This is a genomic window from Meiothermus sp. (assembly GCF_026004115.1).
In the GTDB taxonomy this organism is placed as follows: Bacteria; Deinococcota; Deinococci; order Deinococcales; family Thermaceae; genus Meiothermus.
In genome coordinates, this window is record NZ_BPIM01000001.1 from 2448975 (window position 1) to 2468666 (window position 19692).

At 59.2% G+C, this 19692-nt stretch carries 18 protein-coding genes; 7 read left to right on the forward strand and 11 right to left on the reverse strand.

The window, feature by feature from the left end; all coding sequences use genetic code 11:
- The first annotated feature begins 63 nt into the window (after nt 1–63).
- Both Q0X23_RS11880 and hspR read left to right on the forward strand, forming a co-directional pair.
- On the forward strand, nt 64–1797 hold the full coding sequence (locus Q0X23_RS11880; protein ID WP_119340371.1) for an NAD-dependent malic enzyme: 1734 nt from the start codon (nt 64–66) through the stop codon (nt 1795–1797).
- Nucleotides 1798–1972: 175 nt separating this feature from the next.
- Nucleotides 1973–2692, forward strand: a complete 720-nt coding sequence (gene hspR, locus Q0X23_RS11885; protein ID WP_119340370.1) for a heat shock protein transcriptional repressor HspR, fused homodimer type — start codon at nt 1973–1975, stop codon at nt 2690–2692.
- A gap of 74 nt (nt 2693–2766) precedes the next feature.
- Here hspR and murJ read toward each other — a convergent pair whose 3' ends face one another.
- The 6 genes from murJ to Q0X23_RS11915 form a co-directional block, all read right to left on the reverse strand.
- Nucleotides 2767–4269 carry a murein biosynthesis integral membrane protein MurJ gene (murJ, locus tag Q0X23_RS11890; RefSeq protein ID WP_297860480.1) on the reverse strand — a complete coding sequence of 501 codons (1503 nt, stop codon included), beginning with the start codon at nt 4267–4269 and terminating at the stop codon, nt 2767–2769.
- Nucleotides 4270–4383: 114 nt separating this feature from the next.
- Nucleotides 4384–5739 carry an SMC family ATPase gene (locus tag Q0X23_RS11895; protein ID WP_297860481.1) on the reverse strand — a complete coding sequence of 452 codons (1356 nt, stop codon included), beginning with the start codon at nt 5737–5739 and terminating at the stop codon, nt 4384–4386.
- A 70-nt stretch (nt 5740–5809) separates the two neighbouring features.
- The gene (locus Q0X23_RS11900; RefSeq protein WP_297860482.1) at nt 5810–6184 is read right to left on the reverse strand and encodes a hypothetical protein; all 375 of its coding nucleotides are present in this window, start codon (nt 6182–6184) and stop codon (nt 5810–5812) included.
- A 282-nt stretch (nt 6185–6466) separates the two neighbouring features.
- Nucleotides 6467–7105 (reverse strand): SMC family ATPase, encoded by a 639-nt coding sequence (locus tag Q0X23_RS11905; RefSeq protein WP_297860483.1) that lies wholly within the window; start codon nt 7103–7105, stop codon nt 6467–6469.
- Nucleotides 7106–7137: 32 nt separating this feature from the next.
- The gene (locus Q0X23_RS11910) at nt 7138–8292 is read right to left on the reverse strand and encodes an exonuclease SbcCD subunit D (RefSeq protein ID WP_297860484.1); all 1155 of its coding nucleotides are present in this window, start codon (nt 8290–8292) and stop codon (nt 7138–7140) included.
- 116 nt (nt 8293–8408) lie between these two features.
- Nucleotides 8409–9251, reverse strand: coding sequence for a DUF1385 domain-containing protein (locus Q0X23_RS11915; RefSeq protein WP_374707479.1), 843 nt, complete (start codon nt 9249–9251; stop codon nt 8409–8411).
- Nucleotides 9252–9825: 574 nt separating this feature from the next.
- Here Q0X23_RS11915 and Q0X23_RS11920 point away from each other — a divergent pair.
- On the forward strand, nt 9826–11310 hold the full coding sequence (locus Q0X23_RS11920) for a leucyl aminopeptidase (protein WP_297860486.1): 1485 nt from the start codon (nt 9826–9828) through the stop codon (nt 11308–11310).
- Nucleotides 11311–11628: 318 nt separating this feature from the next.
- Here Q0X23_RS11920 and Q0X23_RS11925 read toward each other — a convergent pair whose 3' ends face one another.
- Nucleotides 11629–12069, reverse strand: a complete 441-nt coding sequence (locus Q0X23_RS11925) for a Fur family transcriptional regulator (protein ID WP_297860487.1) — start codon at nt 12067–12069, stop codon at nt 11629–11631.
- Between the two features lie 249 nt (nt 12070–12318).
- Here Q0X23_RS11925 and Q0X23_RS11930 point away from each other — a divergent pair, with 249 nt between their 5' ends.
- From Q0X23_RS11930 to Q0X23_RS11940, 3 genes are all read left to right on the forward strand, one after another.
- Nucleotides 12319–12621: a septum formation initiator family protein gene (locus Q0X23_RS11930; protein ID WP_297860488.1), complete on the forward strand. Its 303-nt coding sequence runs from the start codon at nt 12319–12321 to the stop codon at nt 12619–12621.
- A gap of 196 nt (nt 12622–12817) precedes the next feature.
- Nucleotides 12818–13108 carry a hypothetical protein gene (locus tag Q0X23_RS11935; RefSeq protein WP_297860489.1) on the forward strand — a complete coding sequence of 97 codons (291 nt, stop codon included), beginning with the start codon at nt 12818–12820 and terminating at the stop codon, nt 13106–13108.
- Between the two features lie 99 nt (nt 13109–13207).
- Nucleotides 13208–13393, forward strand: a complete 186-nt coding sequence (locus Q0X23_RS11940; RefSeq protein ID WP_297860490.1) for a hypothetical protein — start codon at nt 13208–13210, stop codon at nt 13391–13393.
- A gap of 55 nt (nt 13394–13448) precedes the next feature.
- Here the strand turns inward: Q0X23_RS11940 and Q0X23_RS11945 are convergent, their stop codons facing one another.
- From Q0X23_RS11945 to polA, 4 genes are all read right to left on the reverse strand, one after another.
- Nucleotides 13449–14618 carry an LCP family protein gene (locus tag Q0X23_RS11945; protein WP_297860491.1) on the reverse strand — a complete coding sequence of 390 codons (1170 nt, stop codon included), beginning with the start codon at nt 14616–14618 and terminating at the stop codon, nt 13449–13451.
- A 46-nt stretch (nt 14619–14664) separates the two neighbouring features.
- Complete coding sequence (locus Q0X23_RS11950; RefSeq protein ID WP_371862143.1) at nt 14665–15534, reverse strand: phosphohydrolase; 870 nt, start codon at nt 15532–15534, stop codon at nt 14665–14667.
- 148 nt (nt 15535–15682) lie between these two features.
- Nucleotides 15683–16462 carry an enoyl-CoA hydratase/isomerase family protein gene (locus Q0X23_RS11955; protein ID WP_297861217.1) on the reverse strand — a complete coding sequence of 260 codons (780 nt, stop codon included), beginning with the start codon at nt 16460–16462 and terminating at the stop codon, nt 15683–15685.
- Nucleotides 16463–16696: 234 nt separating this feature from the next.
- Complete coding sequence (gene polA / locus Q0X23_RS11960; RefSeq protein ID WP_297860492.1) at nt 16697–19225, reverse strand: DNA polymerase I; 2529 nt, start codon at nt 19223–19225, stop codon at nt 16697–16699.
- Nucleotides 19226–19396: 171 nt separating this feature from the next.
- Here polA and Q0X23_RS11965 point away from each other — a divergent pair, with 171 nt between their 5' ends.
- A complete protein-coding gene (locus Q0X23_RS11965) occupies nt 19397–19654 on the forward strand; it encodes a hypothetical protein (protein WP_297860493.1) in 258 nt (85 codons plus the stop codon).
- The last annotated feature ends 38 nt before the right edge of the window (nt 19655–19692 follow it).

Below are 19692 nucleotides of genomic sequence, written 5' to 3' on the forward strand. Positions count from 1 at the left end.
GCAAGACCGCTTGCGAGCATTTGCTCTAGACCTAAAATACCCTCTGGGCGTAACATTGCCCCTATGACAGTAAGCCGCTATTACGACGTAAAGCGCGACGAGCGGGGCAAGCGTTACCTGGAGCCTTTCATTGAAGGTTCACTGCTGTTGGGGCTGCCCCTTCTGAACAAAGGAACTGCTTTTACCCACGAGGAGCGCAAAGCCCTCAAACTCGAGGGGCTGTTGCCGCCGCATGTGACCAGCCTCGAGGAGCAAAAAGAGCGTAACTACCGCCGCTATCGCCTGATTGAAAACGATCTGGAAAAGCACATCTTCCTGCGCAACCTGCAAGATCGCAATGAGGTGCTGTTTTTTGCCCTTTTTGCCGACCACATGAGTGAGATGCTTCCCATTCTCTACACCCCCACGGTCGGAGAGGCGGTCAAGCAGTTTTCCCACATCTATCGGTACCCCCGCGGTTTTGCTGCTTCCACCGACAACATCCACGATATTGACCAGGCCCTCGCCAACGTGCCCCTCAACGATGTGCGCCTGGCTGTAGCGACCGATTCCTCGGCCATTTTGGGCATCGGCGACCAGGGCTTTGGGGGTATGGCCATCTCTATCGGCAAGCTGGCCATCTATACGGCCGCCGGTGGGCTGGGCCCCGACAAGGCCCTTCCCATCGAACTCGACGTAGGCACTAACCGCGCCGACCTAATCAACGACCCCCTGTACCTGGGGGTGCGCCACCGCAGGCTTTCGGGCGAAGAGTACTATGCCTTTATGGATCGCTTTGTGGAAGCCTTCTGTAGGCGTTACCCCAATGCGGTCATGCAGTGGGAAGACTTTGGCAAGGATACGGCTTTTGCTGTACTCGAGCGCTACCGCAAGGTGCTTCCCTCCTTCAACGACGACATCCAGGGCACCGGGGCGGTTACCCTGGCCGGGGTCTTGTCGGCTTGCCGCATCAAGGGCGAACAACTTTCCGACCAGCGCATTCTGGTGTATGGGGCGGGAGCAGGAGGGGTGGGTGTGGCCCAGGCCATGCTCGACGGTCTGATGCGCGAAGGCTTGAGCGAGGCACAAGCCCTGGACCGCATATTTGTCCTGGACTCCAAAGGTTTGCTGCTGAGCAACCGCAGTATGGAAGCCTACAAACAAAAGTTCGCCAAAGACCCCGCCCTCATTCAGAACTGGCGGGTCGAGGGCGATGCACCCAACCTGTACGAGACCATACTCAATGCCCAAATCACCGTTCTTCTGGGTCTTTCGGGTCAGCCGGGTTCGTTTTCCGAGCCTATCGTGCAGGCGGTGCGGGCGCACACCGACCGCCCCATCATCTTCCCGTTGTCCAACCCCACCAGCTCGTCGGAGGCCATTCCGGAAGACATCCTTCGCTGGACGAACGGCAAGGCCCTGGTGGCAGCCGGGAGCCCCTTTGAACCGGTGGAACTGGATGGACAGGTCTATCCCATTGGGCAGGGCAACAATGCCTTTGTATTTCCGGGGTTGGGTTTTGGTACGGTGCTTTCCAAGGCCCGGGAAGTCTCCGATGCTATGGTGCTAGAAGCCGCCTACACCCTTTACGACTACACCAGCAAGCATCACCCTGAGCGCATCTATCCCCCCACCTCGGAACTGCGTGAGGTGAGCCAGTTTGTGGCCTCGAGGGTGATTCGCCAGGCTATGAAGGAGGGCCTGGCCCGTGAAGAACGCCTGAAGGGGCTGGGTATGGAGGCCATTCAAGCCTATGTGGCCGAGCGCTTCTGGCAGCCCCGGTACTTGCCTTACAAACCCGCGGTGAGCAACCCATAGCGCAAACCTTTTAGCCGCAAACGTCTATCACCTAAGGCTGTTTCCGGCTTCACACAAAGCGACCGCCCCCAGCTTCGGTCAGCAAGCTATCTGGAGCTGGCCGGTTGGCCTATGCGCTAAACCTTGTAGATTTTCGTATACTGTACATGTCAAGGGCTCTTAGCCCCTTATATATATGGACAAAAAAGACCGCCCGGTGTACATCATTTCGGTTGCTGCCGAACTGGTGGATATGCACCCCCAGACCCTGCGGCTGTACGAGCGTAAAGGCCTCATTCAGCCCAAGCGTTCGGGGGGCAAGACCCGTTTGTACTCCGAACGGGATGTCGAGAAACTCCGGGAAATCCGCCGACTGACCCAGGAACTCGGGGTCAACCTGGCGGGGGTGGAAGAGATCATGAAACTGCGCGAAGAGCTATGGACGCTCGAGCAGCGCTTTCGGGAGGAAGCCGAGCGCCTCAAGGTAGAACTCGGCGAGAAGCTCGAAGCCTTAAAGACCCCCCCAGCCCTGCCTGCCCCCGGCGAGGGCAAGAAAAAAATCAACGAGAAGGAGCGGCCGGTCTATATCATTTCGGTGGCCGCCGAGCTTGTGGGCATGCACCCCCAGACCCTGCGCCTGTATGAGCGGGAGGGTCTGGTTGCGCCCAGCCGTACCTCCGGCAAGACCCGCCTCTACTCTGAGCGGGATGTGGAAAAACTAAAGGAAATTCGCCGCCTTACGCAAGAATTGGGCGTTAACCTGGCCGGGGTAGAGGAGATCATTCGCCTGCGTGACGAGCTGGATATCCAGCAAAACCGCCTCGAGTCGGAAATTGCCCGCCTGCGCCTGGCCCTGTTGCGTGAGCTGAAGCCACAAAATAGCGAACAAAAGAAAACGAAAACCACGGCAAGCTAGCCCAAAACCCAAAGCCGAAGGCCGAAAGCATGGGCCATGTCTTTTTGGCATATCGCGTCATGGCAACTTTGGGCTCACCGTAGCTTCAGCGGAAGCCGGAGCGCATAGGCCAGCCCAATAAATACGACCAAACCCGCCAAACCCCCCAGGGCCAGCGGTAGGAGGTTATGCAAAAAAAAGGTCGGAATTCCAAACTGCATCGCTACTATGTAGGATACCCAGCCTGCGGGGGTGGCAGCCAGTACGGTTTTTCCCACCACCCGCCCTACCTCGGCAGGGGTTACCATTTGAAAAGCCTGCAAGCGCCGGGTGTAAATCGCCAGGCCCAGCCAGCCAGCAACTGCCGTGGCCAGGTTCAGCACAAACAGCCCCTGTTCGCGCAACAGCCAGTAGCCAAAGGTGTTCAGCAGCGCCACCATTACCGTCACGCTGACCGCCTGGCCCACCTGCCCCACCGCGTAAAAGCCGCGAAGCAGCAGTTGATTCAAGCCCCAGGGCAGCAAGGCCAGGCCCAGTGCCATTACGGTCTGGGTGGTAAAGGCCCGGTTGGCGTCGGAGAAGTTTGCGGTGATGGCATAAAGCGTCCCCACCACCCAGGGGGCCAGCGCGACCATCATGGCGGCTGCGAAGGCCAGGGGTACCGCCAGCCGGGCCATCATGCGACGGAGCAACTCGCGGGCTGCCGTTAGGTCGCCGCCGCCCGCCAGTGCAGAGAGCCGGGGAAAGGCGGCCATGGCGGGCGAGACGGCCAGCAAGCCCAGCGCAGTGGTAAAGATGAGTTCGCCGTTCTGGAAGCCCGTGACCGCCGCCGAGGGGTAGGCGGCCAGAATGCCAAGCAAGACCAGGTTCAGAAACTGCCGTACGGAGGTGGTGAAGGCAAAAGGCCCGATGCGGGTGAGGGCTAAGCGGAAGGCCGGATGCCATTTGAACTCGAGCCCATACCCCCTTAGGGCGGGAAGCTGCACCAGGGCTTGCAGCGCGCCCCCCAGCGTGACCGAGAGGCCCAGCGCGACCACGCTGCCGGGAAAAAGCAGCATAAGCACGATAGAGCCCACATTGAAGGCAATGGGGCTAAAGCTGGTAATACCAAAGCGCTCACCCGACTGGAGCATCGAAGAAAAAAGCGAAGCCATCGAGATGGAAAGCAAAAAAGGCATCACCAGCCTTATCAGGAGCACCAGCTGCTCGAAAACAACCGGGTCGCGCAAGGGGCTGGCCTGGGCCAGGGAAAGCTCGGCCAGCCAAAGCAGGACACCCGCAATTTGGGGGGCAAAGAGTAGACCCAGGCCCAGAATGACCAAATTAATGCCCAGCAAAAAGGCCCCGAACCGCCGGGCGAACACCCGCGCCTCTTCAGCTGGCAGGCTGGTGAGTACCGGAATCAGGGCGTTCTGGATGGCCCCTTCGGCCAGCAGCTCGCGCAGCAAGTTGGGAATGCGGTACGCCACCCAGAAGGCGTCCTTGAGGGTGTCGGACAGGGGCAGGTTGGTCAGGATGGTCTGGCGTACCTGGCCCAGAAGGCGACTGGACAGGGTACCGGCCATGACCAGGAGAGTGTTGCGAACGATGCGAGACATAAGAAGGGCGGGGTTCGGCTAAGTCGAACGCTTGCGGGGTTCTGCACGGTCCAAGGCAGGCCAGAAAAAGGATACCCCGAAACATGGACCCCACTCCGCGCGACCCTTCAGGGGTTAATCCACCCAGCGCACCTTGCTGCCTGCAGGCGACTTCTCGACCTGCAAGCGGGCGGGCAGGCGTTCGGCCAGGGCCTCTACATGGGTCACGATGCCGACCAGGCGGCCCTGGGTGGGCAGGGCTTCCAGTATCCCGGCGACCTGTTCCAGCGTTTCGGCGTCCAAGGTGCCGAAGCCTTCATCCAGGAAAAGCGCCCCAATGCGGCCACGCGAAAGGTGCTCCGAGAGGGAAAGGGCCAGCGAGAGGCTGGCCATGAAGCTTTCGCCGCCCGAAAGGGTTCGCACGGGGCGAAGGGAGTCTGTCCAGCGGTCGAGCACCTTGTATTCGCCCTCCTCGAGGCGCAGGCTGTAGCGGTTTTGCGAGAGGGTCTGGATGAGTTCGGAGGCCCGGCCCAGCAGGCCGGACTGGTAGCGCTCGAGCAAGAAGTCCTGGAAGCGGTCGCCCTTGAGATCCTGGGCCAGTTGTTCCCAGAGATCGGTTTGTTTGTCCAGCTCAGCTTTTTCCTTCTGGGCCTGGCGTTTTCGGTCAAGTTGTTTTTGCAGCCGGTCCAGGTCGGACTTCTTGCCGCCCAGCCGTTCTCTGGTCTCGGCCAGCGAGGTTTTGAGGCCGGCTACGCGGTTTTTTTGTTCCGATACCTGGGCAGGCGTAACCGGCTCCTGACCACTCAGGGCTTGCTCGAGTACGCGCAACGCCCTATCAATTTCAACCCCTTCGTGCTCGTGATCCTTGAGCTTTTTTTGCAGCGCCTCCACCTCCGCAGGGCTCAGACGGGCCTTTTGCACCGCCTCCGGCCCCGCGAACCCTGCCTCTTTGAGCAGAACCTGCACGCCCCGTTGCTGTCTGTCCAGGTTGGCTTGTAGAACCCGCACAATTTCGGCTTGGCTCGAGACCTTACCCTTCAGTTCGCTTTGCCGGTTTTCCATTTCGGCCACCTTCTGGGCCAGGGCGCGAGCGGACTCGAGGGCTTGCCGAAGCGCCTCCACATAGACCGCAACCTCGCGGTTGTCCGTGATGGCACGAATTTCTTCGGCCAGCCCTGCCAAGCGCTGCGTGCGCTCCTCTTTGACCTGTTCGAGCGTACCCAGACCGGCCACCTGGGCCTGCAGGTCGGCGAGTTCGGTGGCGGCTTCTTGGGATTCGTTTTGCAGCGTTTGGAGCTGTTCTTGTAGTTTGGGTAGGCGTTGCTGCAGATCCTCGAGGCGCTTTTGTTTGGCCTTGAACTCGGCCCGCAAATCGGTAAGCGTGGCCTCAAGCTGGTCGACCTGGGCTTGAAGAGCCTGTAGGTTGGCTTGCGCTTTGGGAGGGGGTAGGGTCTTTACCGGGTGCCCGCAAAGCGGGCAGGGTTCACCCACCTGGAGATGGGCATGGTACTGAGCAATCCCCTGGTGCAGTTTTTCACGCTCGAGGGTCTGTTTGGCTTCCTCAAGCCTGGCTTTGTCCTTCTGGCCGGTTTCTTTGAGGGTCTGGATTTCCGCCTGCAGCGCCTCGATGGAAGCCTGTTCCTTTTGCAGCTCTTGGGTAGCATTTTGCAGGCGCTCTTGGGCCCGCGCTGCTTTGGTGTGGGCTTTGTTCTAGCTCACCAAATAAGCGCTCGGCATCGCGCAGGGCGTCCAGGCGTTCTTCCTCAAAGGGGAGTGGGCGTTCGTGGTAGAGACGTAAGCTGCCGCCATAGCGCTTCAGGCTGGCTTCCTTGGACTTGAGCAGGGGAATCTGATGCTGCTTTTGCTCGAGCGCCGCTAACTCTTCGGGGCGGTACTGGGCGCGAAAGCGCTCGAGCTCGGCTTCGAGCGCCTCCAAGGCCGACTGGTCGCGCTTTAGAGCGTTCTCCTTTGGCCGAAGCTCGCTTCTGGGCAGCCTGGAGGGCTTCCAACTGCGGCCAGATGCGCTCGGCTTTTTCGGCCTGGGCAACCTTGGCGGCAATTTCGGCCATGCGCGCCTGCTCGCTTTTGCCAGGCGGCGTGTCGGCGGCGCAGGGCCTCGAGTTCGGCAAACTGCTTCTGGCGTTCTTCCAGGGTACGCAGGGTTTGTTCGGCGCTCTGGAGCTGGCTACCCAGGTCGCGCTCGCTCAGCTCGAGCCCCTCAATCTCCTCTCGCAGCGCCGAGACCCGCTCTTCCCTCGGCCTCCGCCAGCGCGTCGAGTTCGCCTTGCAGGTGAGCCCGTTGCTCGGCCAGGGTTTTGAGCCGGGCGGCTACACGCTCCCGCATGGCCTTGAGCAATTCCAGACCGTAGAGCTTGATCAGGGTCTCGCGGCGCTCCTTGGGTGAGCCGCGCAGAAACAGGTCGAACTGGCCCTGCGGCAGCAGGATGGCCCGGGTAAAGGTCTCGTAGTCCATGCCCAGAATTTCGCCAAGCTTGGCGTCGAGCTCCTTGACCTTTTCGGAGGCGGGGTGGGTTTTCCAATCGGTGGATTGCAGGTATTCCAGGCGGTTCTGGTTTTCTTTACCCACCACCCGCACCACGCGCCAGGTCTGCTCTCCTAGGGCAAACGTCAGCTCCACTTTGGCTGAATCGGCCTGAGGATGTTTCAAATCCTTCAGGCCCGTGGAGCCGATGCGTGGGGTGGCTTTGTACAGGGCATAGGTCATGGCATCAAGCAGGGTGCTCTTGCCCGAACCCGTAGGGCCGGTGATGGCAAACAGCCCCACATCATCGAAGCTGATTTCCTGTGGTTCGGCGTAGGCGCCAAAGCCTTCGATACGCAGTTTGAGCGGTCTCATAAAAAGTTGGGGAAAAAGGTTCGGGGGGCAGGCTACTGATTGCTGGCGGCGTGTACCTCTTCGTAGATTTGCCTGAAAGCGTCCAGCAACTCGGGGCTGGCCTCGCTAGCGGTGGCCTCCTGACGGTACTGGGCATAAGCCTCCACCCAGTCCAGGTTTTCCACCGCGACCACGGCTGGGCCGGCTTCCTGCACATCGGGGGCGTGGAACTCGACCTCGAGCAAATCCGGTAGCTCTTTGAACATGCGTTCGCGCAGGGCTGGGTTGCCCTTGCCTTCAATCACCACCTTGCTGTAGCCAGGGAAGTCCCGTATTTCGTTCCAGCGCCGATCCAGCGAGTCCCGGCTGAACCGGAAGGTTTTGAGCGGCTTGCCCCAGCGTTCTTTCACCTCATGTACCCTGGGGCGTAGCCCTGGCTCAACTTCCACAATCAGGGCACCGCGGGGGCTGTTCTCGCTCTCGCCAAAGTCGAGCTGGATGAGTGAGCCGGCATACCAGCTCTCGGGGGCCTCGCTTACCCGTTGCTGGCGGTGCAAATGCCCCAGCGCAACATAGCTCAGGTTCAGGGGAAAATGCGCTGCCGGAAGGGCGTAGCTGTTGGTGGTATAGAAAGTGAACTCACCCCCGCCCAGCTTGGCGCCTTCTACGGTCAGGTGGGCCATGAACAGGTTGATACCTGCATCACAGCCTTGCGCGAGGTGGGCAATGACCTGGCGCATACCCTCAGAATAGATGCCTTTCCACTGCGCGGTATCGCCGTTCAAAAGGTGGTGCGCCTTAACCAGCCGGCGCTCCGAGAGGAAGGGGAGCAGGGCTACCTTCGCCCCGTTGCTCCTGGCCACCCCCCCCTCCTCGACAAAGCGCATGTTGCCAAACACGGTCGCTCCGGTGAGCGAGAGCAGGGGCGAGAGGGCCTCGAGGCGTTCGCGGCTGTCGTGGTTACCGGCGATGACCAGCGCCGGCACCTTGAGCTCCCGCAACCCCATAAAAAACTCGAAGGCCGCCGCCTCGGCCTCGGTGGACACCACGCTGCGGTCGAATAGATCGCCCGCTACCAGTACCAGGTCTATGCGCTCCGAGCGCACCAACCCCAGCAAACCCTGCAGGGCCTGTCGAATTTCGGGGGTTCGCTCCCGTCCTTTAAGCACCTTACCCAGGTGCCAGTCTGCTGTGTGCAGAATCCGCATGGGCTGATTGTACTTTTACAAGCCGGTTTTGGACATTAATTTTGACCGTTACAACACCCCACTCCCTGGCTAGCAGGCTAGCGCAAGCACGGACTGGGGTTCGTTGTGGTATTCAGTCAGGCTACAACCATCGGTTTTTCCGCAGGTTTTTGGGCCAGGGCAGCTTTGGTGCTCTCGATGGCCACCTCGATCATGTCGTCGGTGGGTTCGCGCACGGTGAGCATCTGGAACTTGAAGCCAATCCAGCGGAACAGCTGGGAGATGGGGTCCTGGTGGGCCGCCGAGTAGCGCAACACCTCAAACGAGACTGCCGCCACCACCGGAATCATCAGCAAACGCGGGATGATCCAGTACCAGGCCACCGTGAGGGGAGGGAAGAAGCTATAGACGAAGACCCCCACCACCGCCGTAAAGGCAATGAAGCTTGTGCCACAACGGGGGTGGTAGGCGGGCTGGGCCCGCACATTTTCCACGGTGAGCTCGAGGCCCTTCTCGTGGGCAGCGATGGCCTTGTGCTCGGCCCCGTGGTACATGAAGAACCGCTGCATGTCTTTCATGCGGCCAATAAAAACCAGGTAGCCAATCAGGATGGCGGTCTCGAAAAGCCCAGCCACCACATAAAACAAAAAGCGAAACCGCTCCTCGTCCACCAGCAACCCCGCCAGCCGGGCCGGCAGCCAGACAAAGAGCGCCAGGCCAATCACCAGCGAGACGGCCAGGGTGCCGTACATGGCCGCCCCAGAAATTTTTTCGTCTTCCTCGCCCGCAAGCTCGCCGCTGCGCGAGAGCGATTTGTAAGAGATGCTCATGGCGTCCCACAAAGCCACCACGCCCCGAATCAGGGGCAGGCGGGCCCAGGGGTATTTCTTGGTCAGGGCCTCCTCCTCGTGCCGCTCCACGTGAATCTGGCCGTTGGGCAGCCGCACCGCCAGGGCCCAGGCATCGGCGGCTTTCATCATGACCCCCTCGAGGGCCGCACTACCCCCTAAGGCTGCCTGACTCAGAAAAAACCCCAGTTTGCGAAAAAGATGTATACCTTTCACCCGTACCTTCATCACCGTTCATCTTAGCCTAATTGGTGTGACCACACGACAGAGCGGCATGAGAAGGATCCTTCAAACCCCATAGAAACCGACGATGGTCTGTGAATACCGCTCAAACCCGTCTTAAAAGCAGCTTAATCGTGTCTGCTTTGACCACGCGACCCAGCTCTCAGGGCAAGCGTAAAGTCAGTAAACCACAAGGCCTACTCCCCGCTCCCATCGAGGTAGAGGGAGCATAAGGCAACTTTGCAATTGCCCTACCCCGTACTGACAGGGCTGGTGCATAAAGTAAATCCACGCCTTCCTCCCCCAACGGGGGAGGCTAGGTGGGGGCATAACACCCAGCCATCTCGCCTTGCTACGAGCATTTTTGCAACCCCAGGCGTCTGAAGCACCCCTGGCTGAGGTTTGTGAGGGTTCACGCACCGACCCTACCCCGTACTGACCTGCTGGTCAGTTTGCCCCCGCGATATGTTATAGTTCGCACATTATGGAACTTTCACTAAAGTCTGCACGGCGCTTCGTAGACGAGATTCCTGTATCGCTGGTAGTGGTGGGGGTATGGGGGGGTGAGCTGAGCGAGGAAGGGCAAAGGCTGGATGGCAAATTTCGCAAAGCCCTCACCAAGTTGATGGACGAACTCCATTTCAAGGGGGAGTTCGGCGAGACTTTGCTGGTTCCACTGGGCACAAGGCGCGCCGAAGAGAAAGGCCCTGGCTTTACCCTGCTGTTTGGTCTGGGCAAAAAACGCGGGGTCAGCCTGGAAACCGTCCGCAAGGCCGGCGCTAAGCTGGTGCAGGAAATTGCCCGACTGGGCTTCAAGGAGGCTGTTACCGAAACCTTTCTCTCGGAGAAATTAGGCAAAAAGGAAGCCAGCTATGCCCTGGCCGAAGGGGCTTTGCTGGGCGGCTATGCTTGGAACAAATACAAGACCAGCAGCCCTACCGGGAAGCGGAGTGAAAAACTACGCCTATGGCTGGCCCGCTCTTCGGGGCCGGCTGTGGACCGGGCGGAAGTTGTGGCCGAGGCGGTCAATTACGCCCGCGACCTGGTTAACGAGCCTCCCAACATCCTGACCCCGGCAGAACTGGCCAGTCGTGCCAGCCAAATGGCCCGGGAGCTGGGGCTCGAGGTGGAGATTTGGGATGAGCGCCAGATCCAGCAGGCCGGCATGGGGGCTTTTTACGGGGTGGCCCAGGGTTCGGTCAATCCGCCCCGGTTTATCCAGCTGACCTATAAGCCGCAAAACCCAGCAGAGCGCACGATTGCCCTGGTGGGTAAAGGACTGACCTTTGACACCGGCGGCTACTCCCTCAAGCCCTCGGAGAGCCAGATCACCATGAAGTGCGATATGGCCGGGGCAGCGGCAGTACTGGGGGCCATGCGGGCCATTGCCAGGCTACAACCGTCGGTAGAAGTGAGGGCCTATGTGGCCGCCGCGGAGAACATGATCTCTGGTGCGGCCTACCGGGTCTCTGATGTGCTCAAGAGCCTTTCGGGCAAAACCATCGAAGTTCTCAACACCGATGCCGAAGGCCGCCTGACCCTGGCCGACGCTATCACCTATGCCGATCGGCAAGGGGCAGAGGCCATCGTCGAACTATCTACCCTGACCGGCGCTTGCGTGATTGCCCTGGGCGAAAAGGTGGCGGGCTTGTTTTCCAACGATGCCCGCTGGGGGCGCGAGGTGCAGGAGGCCGCCGAGCGAGCGGGTGAAAAAGTCTGGCCGCTGCCCATGGAAGACGAATACCTCGAGGCCCTCAAGTCCGACACCGCCGACCTGAAAAACACCCATGGGCGCAGCCGCTACGCCGGGGCCATCAATGCTGCATTGTTCCTGGGCCAGTTTACCGAAAAGCCCCTGGTGCACCTGGATATTGCCGGCCCAGCCTACAGCGAAAAAAGCCACCCACTGGGCCCGGCGGGGGGTACAGGCTTTGGGGTTCGCACCCTGGTTGAATTGCTGGGGGTGTAACACCGGATTCAAAAAAGACAGCTTACAAAACCAAAAACCCCATATGTTGTCTTTGTGAATCCTAGAGCACTCCTCTTCCACCAACCAGAGCCTGTCTCCAGGCTTGGGTGGCCAATCCGGGTCAGAAAGCTGGCTTTCCAGGTACCTGCCTCACTGTGGGGGGTTCAATGCCTGCGCAGTGTGCAATAAACCTGATCGTTCAAACCTCGATGCCGGTTAGGGACAGGTTTTGCGCGGTGTTTTTGTACTTGACCCGATGCGAGCTTGATAGGAAAAGAGGCTTCAAAGGAAACTATAGCGCCGGGTTTATCCTGCGTACTACTGGCATTCCGGGCAGACCCCGCGCAGCTCGAGGCGGGCTTCTTCCACAAACCAGCCATTTTTGGCTTCTATTGCTTTCTTGATGGGCTCGGGATCGAACTCAGGTAGGTCTTTGACCAGCACATCTTCTATGTTGCCGCACTGGAGGCAGAAAAGATGATGATGTCGCTCGTCGAAGCCATCGTAGCGCGTATTGCCCTTCTGATCCTTGAACTCCCACAAAAGACCCGCGTCGCGCAGCACCTGGAGGTTCAGGTAGACCGTTGAGAGCCCGATGTTGTAGCCTTTCTTTTTCAGACCGTGGTATAGCTCTTCTGGCGTAGGGTGGGTGCTTTTGCGGTCGAGGTAGGCCAGTATCCGTTCCCTGGGCAAGGTATGGCGCAGTCCGACTGCCTTTAACCGCGACCTGTAGCTTTCCCGCTCTTTGGTCTTTGCCATTATGACCCCCTGTACAACTTTCATTACTATAAAACATTTTCAGAAAAAAATCTCTATTGCGATGCCTATCGCATAATTCAGAGCCGTAAGACCAGTTTTGTAATCAATTCAATCCGGGATTATGGTGGCTGGCTGTCCAACCTTGCCTCAAAGCGGGTAATTACGGGTCGTGTACTGAAAATTTAGCCAGGTGTTACAGGTCAAATAACACCAGCACGCAACGGTGAAAGGTGATATAATGATAATATTGTGGAGAGGCCAATTCATCGCTTCTTGCATTTGATTTTTGCGCTTGGAACGCTGCATTTGTTGGTTTTGTTTGGTCTAGAAGTACAGCGTTACTTTCAAACCCGGCACGACATTGCAGCTGCCCAAATTCGTTTGGAGGAGCTCGAGCAGCGCAACCAAAAACTAAGCGACGAGCTTCAGCTAGCTGCCGATGCCCGCTACCGTGAAGGGCTCGTGCGACAGATGGGCTATGTCCACAAGGATGAGCTGCTCTACTTGCGCGCGCAGCCCAAAGCGGCCCCAGCCCCCAACTCTTCTAACTGAGAAAGTCTACCCATGTACCTGGTCAACGATTCCTTAACCTGTTGTGCCCTGATAGACAAGCAGTCAAACCAGGTCGTACCGCTCAGTCGAGGCCAGACGCCAAGCAATAAGCTATCCGCCGGAAGACAGAACCTTGAACGGGCTGGCTGAGTCAATTTCAATTTCTTTTTAGTTCGGCTTAGTATGAAGGCCGCATATGCTTGAACGGCTGACGGAACAGTTTCTCGAGGACGAGGCGCTCACCGATGGGCTATCCGATGAGGATGCCAGCGAGCTGGTGGGCTGGCTGATTGGCATCGCAGAAGATCTCGAGGCCGAGTCCAACGAGATGCCCGAGCAATATGTGGGTCAGCTTAAACGACTGGGACATGAGCTGGCCCGAATAGCCCGCCGCTACGGCGTTCCCATTGAAGAGTTAATCGATTTGATCGAAGTTGCCTGGGAAGAACCTGGTCAAGAACAATCCCCTAAACCCATGCAAGCCTGACCGGAGCCATAGACCCGGTTATCAAAACATTAAGGTTTCTTAATGTTGTTTGGTGCAAATGTAACGCGCTTGTAACGACGCAGGGTTTACTCTACGGGCATGAGCAGAGAGCATGCATTGATAACTGAATTTGGTGGCGCCCGGCCCTTCCGGGCTCGGCCCCACCCGATGAGTAGCATTCGTACCTCGGTTCGTAACTGGCTGCTACCCGCTCCCATCGAGTTTAGCGGCTATGTCGCCATGCGTAACCAGGTGGGCCGCTTGCGCTCGAGGCATCTTGCCTGACGCCTTCGTCACGCTGGTAACTGCCCTGTGCCTCCCGGGGCAGTTATTTTTTTGCCTACTGGTTTTGACCATTGGGGCTGGTGAAGTCGGCACCAATACGTACAGTCAGATCGGCATACAAAACGGCCTCCCCCGAGACCCTCGAGGGCATCCCGATGGCTTCTCCCAGCACCTGGGCCAGCTCAATAGCACCATTGGATAACACCTCGCTTTGTGGGGGGGCACTCTCCACTTCGCGCAACAGCACCCGCAGCCCCAGTTCGCGAAGCTTGCGGCGCATCTCGATGGCGGCGGCCTCTTGAGGGGCCGTGTAGAGTACTACGGCCTGCTGTCCTCGTAAGTCCTCGAGGGTGGCCTGAGAGGTTGTGGGTGTGTCGCCAAAGTAGCGCTGCACCAGCTTGCCCAGTTCGGCCCGGTTGACCTCCCAGCCCTGGCCGAACTGGCCGGGAGTCAACAGGGAAACCAGCTGGGGCTGCTGGGCCGCGAAACCCATCAGACTGGCTATCTGATCGCGGGTGAGGTCGGTACGGATGTTCTGCTCCACACTGGCAATGGCCTGGGGAATGCGCAACAAGCCGGCTGGCGTCAACAACTGTTGCTTGAGGGCGTTAAAGAAAGCCTGTTGCCGCTGTATGCGACCAATATCGCCCAGGGCATCGTGGCGAAAACGCAGATACCCTTCGGCCTGTACACCATTCAAGTGCTGGCAGCCCGGCTCCAGGTTGATGTCCAGCTTGGCGGCGGTATCCCGGTACTGCATGGGCTTTTCCACACAAACCGTAATACCGCCCAGCGCATCCACGCCATTGCGGATAGCCTCTACGCTTACGGCTACATAAGCGTCAATCTCAACGCCTGTGAGGTCGGTGACGACCTGCTTGGTCAGCTCGGGGCCGCCAAATTTATTGGCGTGGTTGATGATGTACCAGCCATAGCCGGGGATACGCACGTAGACGTCTCTGGGAATGGAGAGCACCGCGACGCGTTTGGCCTTGGGGTCAAAGCGCACCAACAGATTTACGTCGGAGAGGCCGCGAAAGTCTTCCGGGGCGCGCTGGTGGTAGTACTTGTACTCAGGCGCCACCCCCAGCACCAACACCGTGAGAGGCTGCTCCAGATTGCGCGGTAATGCGCCAAAGCGCAAAAGAGGTTGCAATAGAGGATAGGCCCACCAGGCCGCTCCGGCCAGTAAAAGCAAAACCAACAAGGGAACGATACGCCGCATATCCTTGCCAGTCTAGCCTACGGAGGGTGAGAAAAGCCCGACTGCTTCAGTCCAGGGTGAAGCGGGGTTCCGACTCGTGCAGGCGTACCCGGCGGATGATGCGCTGGTCATGTTCGGTGTCGTGGGTGCTGGCAATCACCGTCACGTAGTCGCGGATGGGGCTGCGCAGTACCTTTTTGGTCAAAACCTCTTCGACCTGGAAAATGCCTGCAGAGTTGTTCATAACCACCCGGATTTCTACCGGAACCTGTTCGCCCTTCAAAATCTGTACTTCGTCCACCGCCAGGGCGCTGATGGAGTGGATGTCCACCGAACCCAGGGCAAAGGCCTTGCGCCCCCGGCCTTTGGTGATGTCGGTGCCGTCGGCTACGGCAGTTATGCCTGCTTCGATGGTGAGGGGTTCGGGCTCCAAATCGTGGCAGTAGATGGAGTGGAGCATGAAGGCCCTGAGCTCGATGCGCTGTTCGGGGTCGCGGTAGAGCTTTTCTAAAATTCTGTCCAGGATGGGAATGGCCAGCGTTACACTGAAGGACTCGTGGCGTGCGCGGTGTACCTGGTTGCCAATGTCGTGCAGCATGGTGGAGAGCAGCACGGTCAGGAATGTGTCATCGAGGTCGCCAACCCCGCTTTCCATCACATCGGGTTTGACCCCGTGGTCGGTGAGGAGTTGCAGGATAGTGACGCTGGCGGCCCCCGTCAAGAGCGCGTGCACCCGTCCGTGGTCGTTGTAACCCAGCTTACGCACGGTGATGTAGTTGGCCATGTCCCAGTGGCCCCGGGCTTCGGCATCGGAGGTCAGCATATCGTAGGCCGCAAGCGCCTTGGGATAACGCTGCAAGCCCTCCCGTATGGCCAGGTCGGCCTCAACGTATAGCTTGGCCTTGGGCTGGGTGACCTGAACGGTGCGCTCGTTCATGACCGTACTGCCATCGCTCATACCCTGATGTTAGGGGCTAGAAAGGTGAGGGGCCGTGATAAAAGACACATGAGGAGATGTCAAGGGCCAACTGCAAATGGCTCAGTCTAGCTAATCTTACGCTTTTCTGCCATGCGGGATTGCGACATTACTCGCCCTTGAACTGTGCGGGGCGCTTTTCCAGGAAGGCCCGGGTGCCCTCGCGCATGTCCTTGGTAGCGCAGGCCAGGCCGAACAGATCGGCCTCAATCTCCAGCGCCTCCTGCAAGTCCAGGTTTTCACCCCGTCCGACGGCTTCCTTGGCCAAAGCCAGGGCCACTGGGCCGTTTTTCAGGATGGCCGCGGCCAGTTCTTTGGCGGTTTGCAAAGCGTCCTCGCCTACCCGGTTGACCAGACCCAGACTCAGGGCTTCTTCAGCGCTGACGTGACGTCCGGTAAAGATAAGATCAAAGGCCCTTCCCCGGCCCACGAGGCGCGGCAGACGCTGGGTTCCGCCAAAGCCGGGGATGATACCCAGGCCCACCTCGGGAAGCCCCAGCTTGGCTTTATGGCTGGCTACCCGCAGGTCGCAAGCCAGGGCTAACTCGAGGCCCCCTCCCAGGGCAAAGCCGTTGATGGCGGCGATGCTGGGCACCGGCAGGGCCGCGATCTCGTTGAAGACCGACTGGCCCATAATGGCGAACTCCCGGGCTGCGAACACGTCTTGCAGGTCGGCAATCTGCCCGATGTCGGCCCCGGCCACAAAAGCCTTGCCCTCCCCGGTGAAGATGGCTACCTTGACCTCGGGATCCTGGGTGATGACCTCGGTGACGGCGGCCAGCTCAATGAGCACATCCTGGTTGAGCGCGTTGAGGGCCTGGGGACGATTGATGGTGACGATGCCCAGGTTTTCTTCCACCCGGTAGGTTAAGTACTCAAATTCGGGCATCTCGAGTTCAAAGGTTTCTGCCACACTAAACCTCCTAGCTGGCCCAAGGGCCTATTGTCCTGGGCCAAGCATAACAGAAGCGACGGGCGGTAAAACCCTACTGCAATCCAGCATAACTTGCCGACGAAAAGGCGACGTAGATGACCTTTGGTGGAGGCCGAAAGCTACGTCAGGTTATCTCGACGGCGAGGACTTGCCAAGACTGGTGAAGGTCTAATTGCCCTTAAGGGCTTGTTACTTGGCCTCGAGCCAGTTGTCCCCTACGCCTATGCCGACTTCAAGGGGCACCTCCAGTTGCCAGGCCCCTTGCATCACCGCCCGAACTGCTTCCGATACCTCCGGCACCCGGCTTTCTTCGGCCTCGACCAGAAGCTCGTCGTGCACCTGTAGCACCAGGTGGGCGCCCAGGCGCTCGAGTTCGGGTTGTAGCTTGACCATGGCCAGTTTGATCAAATCGGCTGCTGTACCCTGTACCGGCATGTTGAAGGCCATGCGCTCGGCAGCCTCCCGCACGCTACGAATGCGCGAGTCCAGGTCGGCCACAAAGCGTCGGCGGCCAAACAGGGTCTCGACATAGCCTTTTTGACGGGCCTCTGCCAGTACATGCTCAATCCAGGCCCGCACCCTGGGGTAAGAAGCAAAATAACGTTCGATGAAGTTCTCGGCTTCGGCGTAGGGAATGGAAAGCTCGTTTGATAGACGGTGCGCCGACATGCCATAGAGCACCCCAAAGTTAATGGTCTTGGCGGCCCGGCGCTGCTCCGCCCCTACCCTGTCCAAATCAAGGCCGAACATCCAGGCTGCGGTCTGGGTGTGGATATCCTGGCCTTCGCGAAAGACCCGGATCAGGTTCTCGTCGCCGGACATATGGGCCAGCACCCGCAGCTCGATTTGAGAGTAATCCGCAGCGATGAGCTTCATACCGGGTGCGGCCCGGAAGGCCTTGCGGATGCGGCGGCCTATCTCGGTGCGAACCGGGATGTTTTGCAGGTTGGGGTCAACAGAGGAGAGCCGTCCGGTAGCGGTGCCGGTCTGGTTGAAGCGGGTGTGCAGGCGGCCTGTTTTGGGGTGGATCAGCTTGGGCAGGGGGTCGAGGTAGGTGCTTTTGAGTTTGGTGAGTTCGCGGTAGGTGAGGATGCGGTCTACAATTTCGTGCTGGCCCAGAAGTTCTTCCAGCGCACTGGCCGCCGTAGAGCGTTTGCCGGTCTGGGTTTTGCGGCCCGAGGCGCTGAGCTTGAGTTCATCGTACAGTACAACCTCGAGCTGATCCCTCGAGTTCACATTAAAAGCATGCCCGGCCAGGCGGTGAATCTGCGCCTCCAGGTACGATATGTCCCTACTGAGTTCCTCCGAGAGCTGCAACAAATACTCAGGATCGAGAGAGATACCTCGAGCCTCCACCCTTGCCAGCACCGCCGAGAGGGGTTTTTCGATCTCGCGGTAGAGCCACTCCGTCTGGGGGTTCTCGCCGATACGGCGTTGCAAGGTTTCCCACAGCTCATGGGCGGCCTGGGCCCGCTCTACGGGCTCGTTGTTCCAGTCGCCCGCGCCATAGCGCCGCACGGTGCTGGCGGGGTCGGTGTTGGAGGGGTCATAGAGGTAGGCCAGCAGCAGGGGGTCGTCGCCAGGGGGCACCCAGACCCCTTCCTTGAGGGCCAGTACCGACAAATCCTTAGCTGCGATGCTACGAATTTCGGGGAAGCGCCCTAACTCTTGCAGGCTGGGTTGGCCCCGGTAAACCTTGCCCTGTGCAAAAGCGGCGAACCCTACCCAGGTGGCCCACATGGGCTGGGCCCGGTCGAGGGTGTAGCCCAAAAAGGCGTCGGGTGGCGGGGGCCAGGCTGCTTCCTCGGTGGGGGGTGGGGCTGCCAGTAGATTCAACTCGCGCAAAATGGAGCCAAACTCGAGCCGCTCCAGCGCTTCGCGCAAGGCCGGGCGATCTGGCTCGCGGCGGTGGCAGTCGCGGAAATCGAGCTCGAGGGGCACATCGGTGTGAATCTGTGAGAGGCTATGGGAAAGCCGGACGTTATTGCGGTTTTCCTCCAGGCTGGCCCGCACCTTGGGCGAAAGGGCTTCCAGGTTGGCATATAGCCCCTCCAGCGATCCCCATTCCTGCAACAGCTTGGCCGCCGTTTTCTCGCCAATACCCTTTGCCCCCGGCAGGTTGTCGGAAGAATCCCCCACCAGCGAGCGATAATCCACCCATTGCGCTACCGATACCCCATACTTTTCCTGTACCGCCTGAGGGTTCATCAGCCGCCCGTCCGGCAGCATGACCTGCACCCTCTCCGAGACTAGCTGAAAGCTGTCGCGGTCGCCGGTCAGAATGCGTACTGGGTAGCCCTCCTGTTCCCCTTTTTTGGCCAGCGTGCCAATTACATCGTCGGCCTCGTATCCGGGCACCTCCAGCCGCCTGAGCCCCAGCAGATCGACCAGTTCCTTAATTTTTTCCAGTTGTGGGTGGAAGTCGTCTGGGGTGGGGGCCCGCCCGGCTTTGTACTCCTCGAAGGCGTCGTGGCGGAAGGTTCTGGTGGGCGGATCGAAGACCACGATCACACAGTCGCCGTCTTCTTTCAGCAGTTTGAGCAGGGTGCGCAAAAAGCCAAATACCGCCTGGGTAGGCTCGCCCCTCGAGGTGCTGAGTTTTTCGAAAGCAAAATAGCTGCGGTAGGCCAGGTGATGGCCATCCACTAACCAGATCCGATCCGGCCTCGGTAGCTCGGCTGAGGACGCTTCGCTAGAAAACAAGGTTGGTTGCTCCACCCGAATATTCTACCCTCATTCGGTTGATAGCAGAAAGCTCCTCGAAAGCTGCAAACCAATGGCATTGACTGGTTCCTTTGGCCTTTTGGAAGCCTTCGAACTCCTCTCGAAGCGGGTCATGCTGGTAGTATGTGGGGGTTGTGCGCGGGCAGTGTGCCCAATGAGGAACCTATGCAAAACGAGACCGAGAAACTCGAGTGGTTCGAAATCCAGCTCCGAATCAAGACCATTGAAGTGATGCTAGGGCCCAAGTACCGCGAGGCCATGGCCCTGACCCTCGGCACCCTTTACAACGAGCAAAAGATCATAGTCATGGCCAAGCGGCTGGGGGTTACGCCTGAAGGGCTCCTGGATCGCCTGGAAAAGATGCGCCTCGAGCTCGGTATCGAGCAAGAAATTACCAAAGGCGTACTAAAGCTAAAGAAGTAGGGACAGCCCTTATACCAAATCCACATGAACCCCCTGCC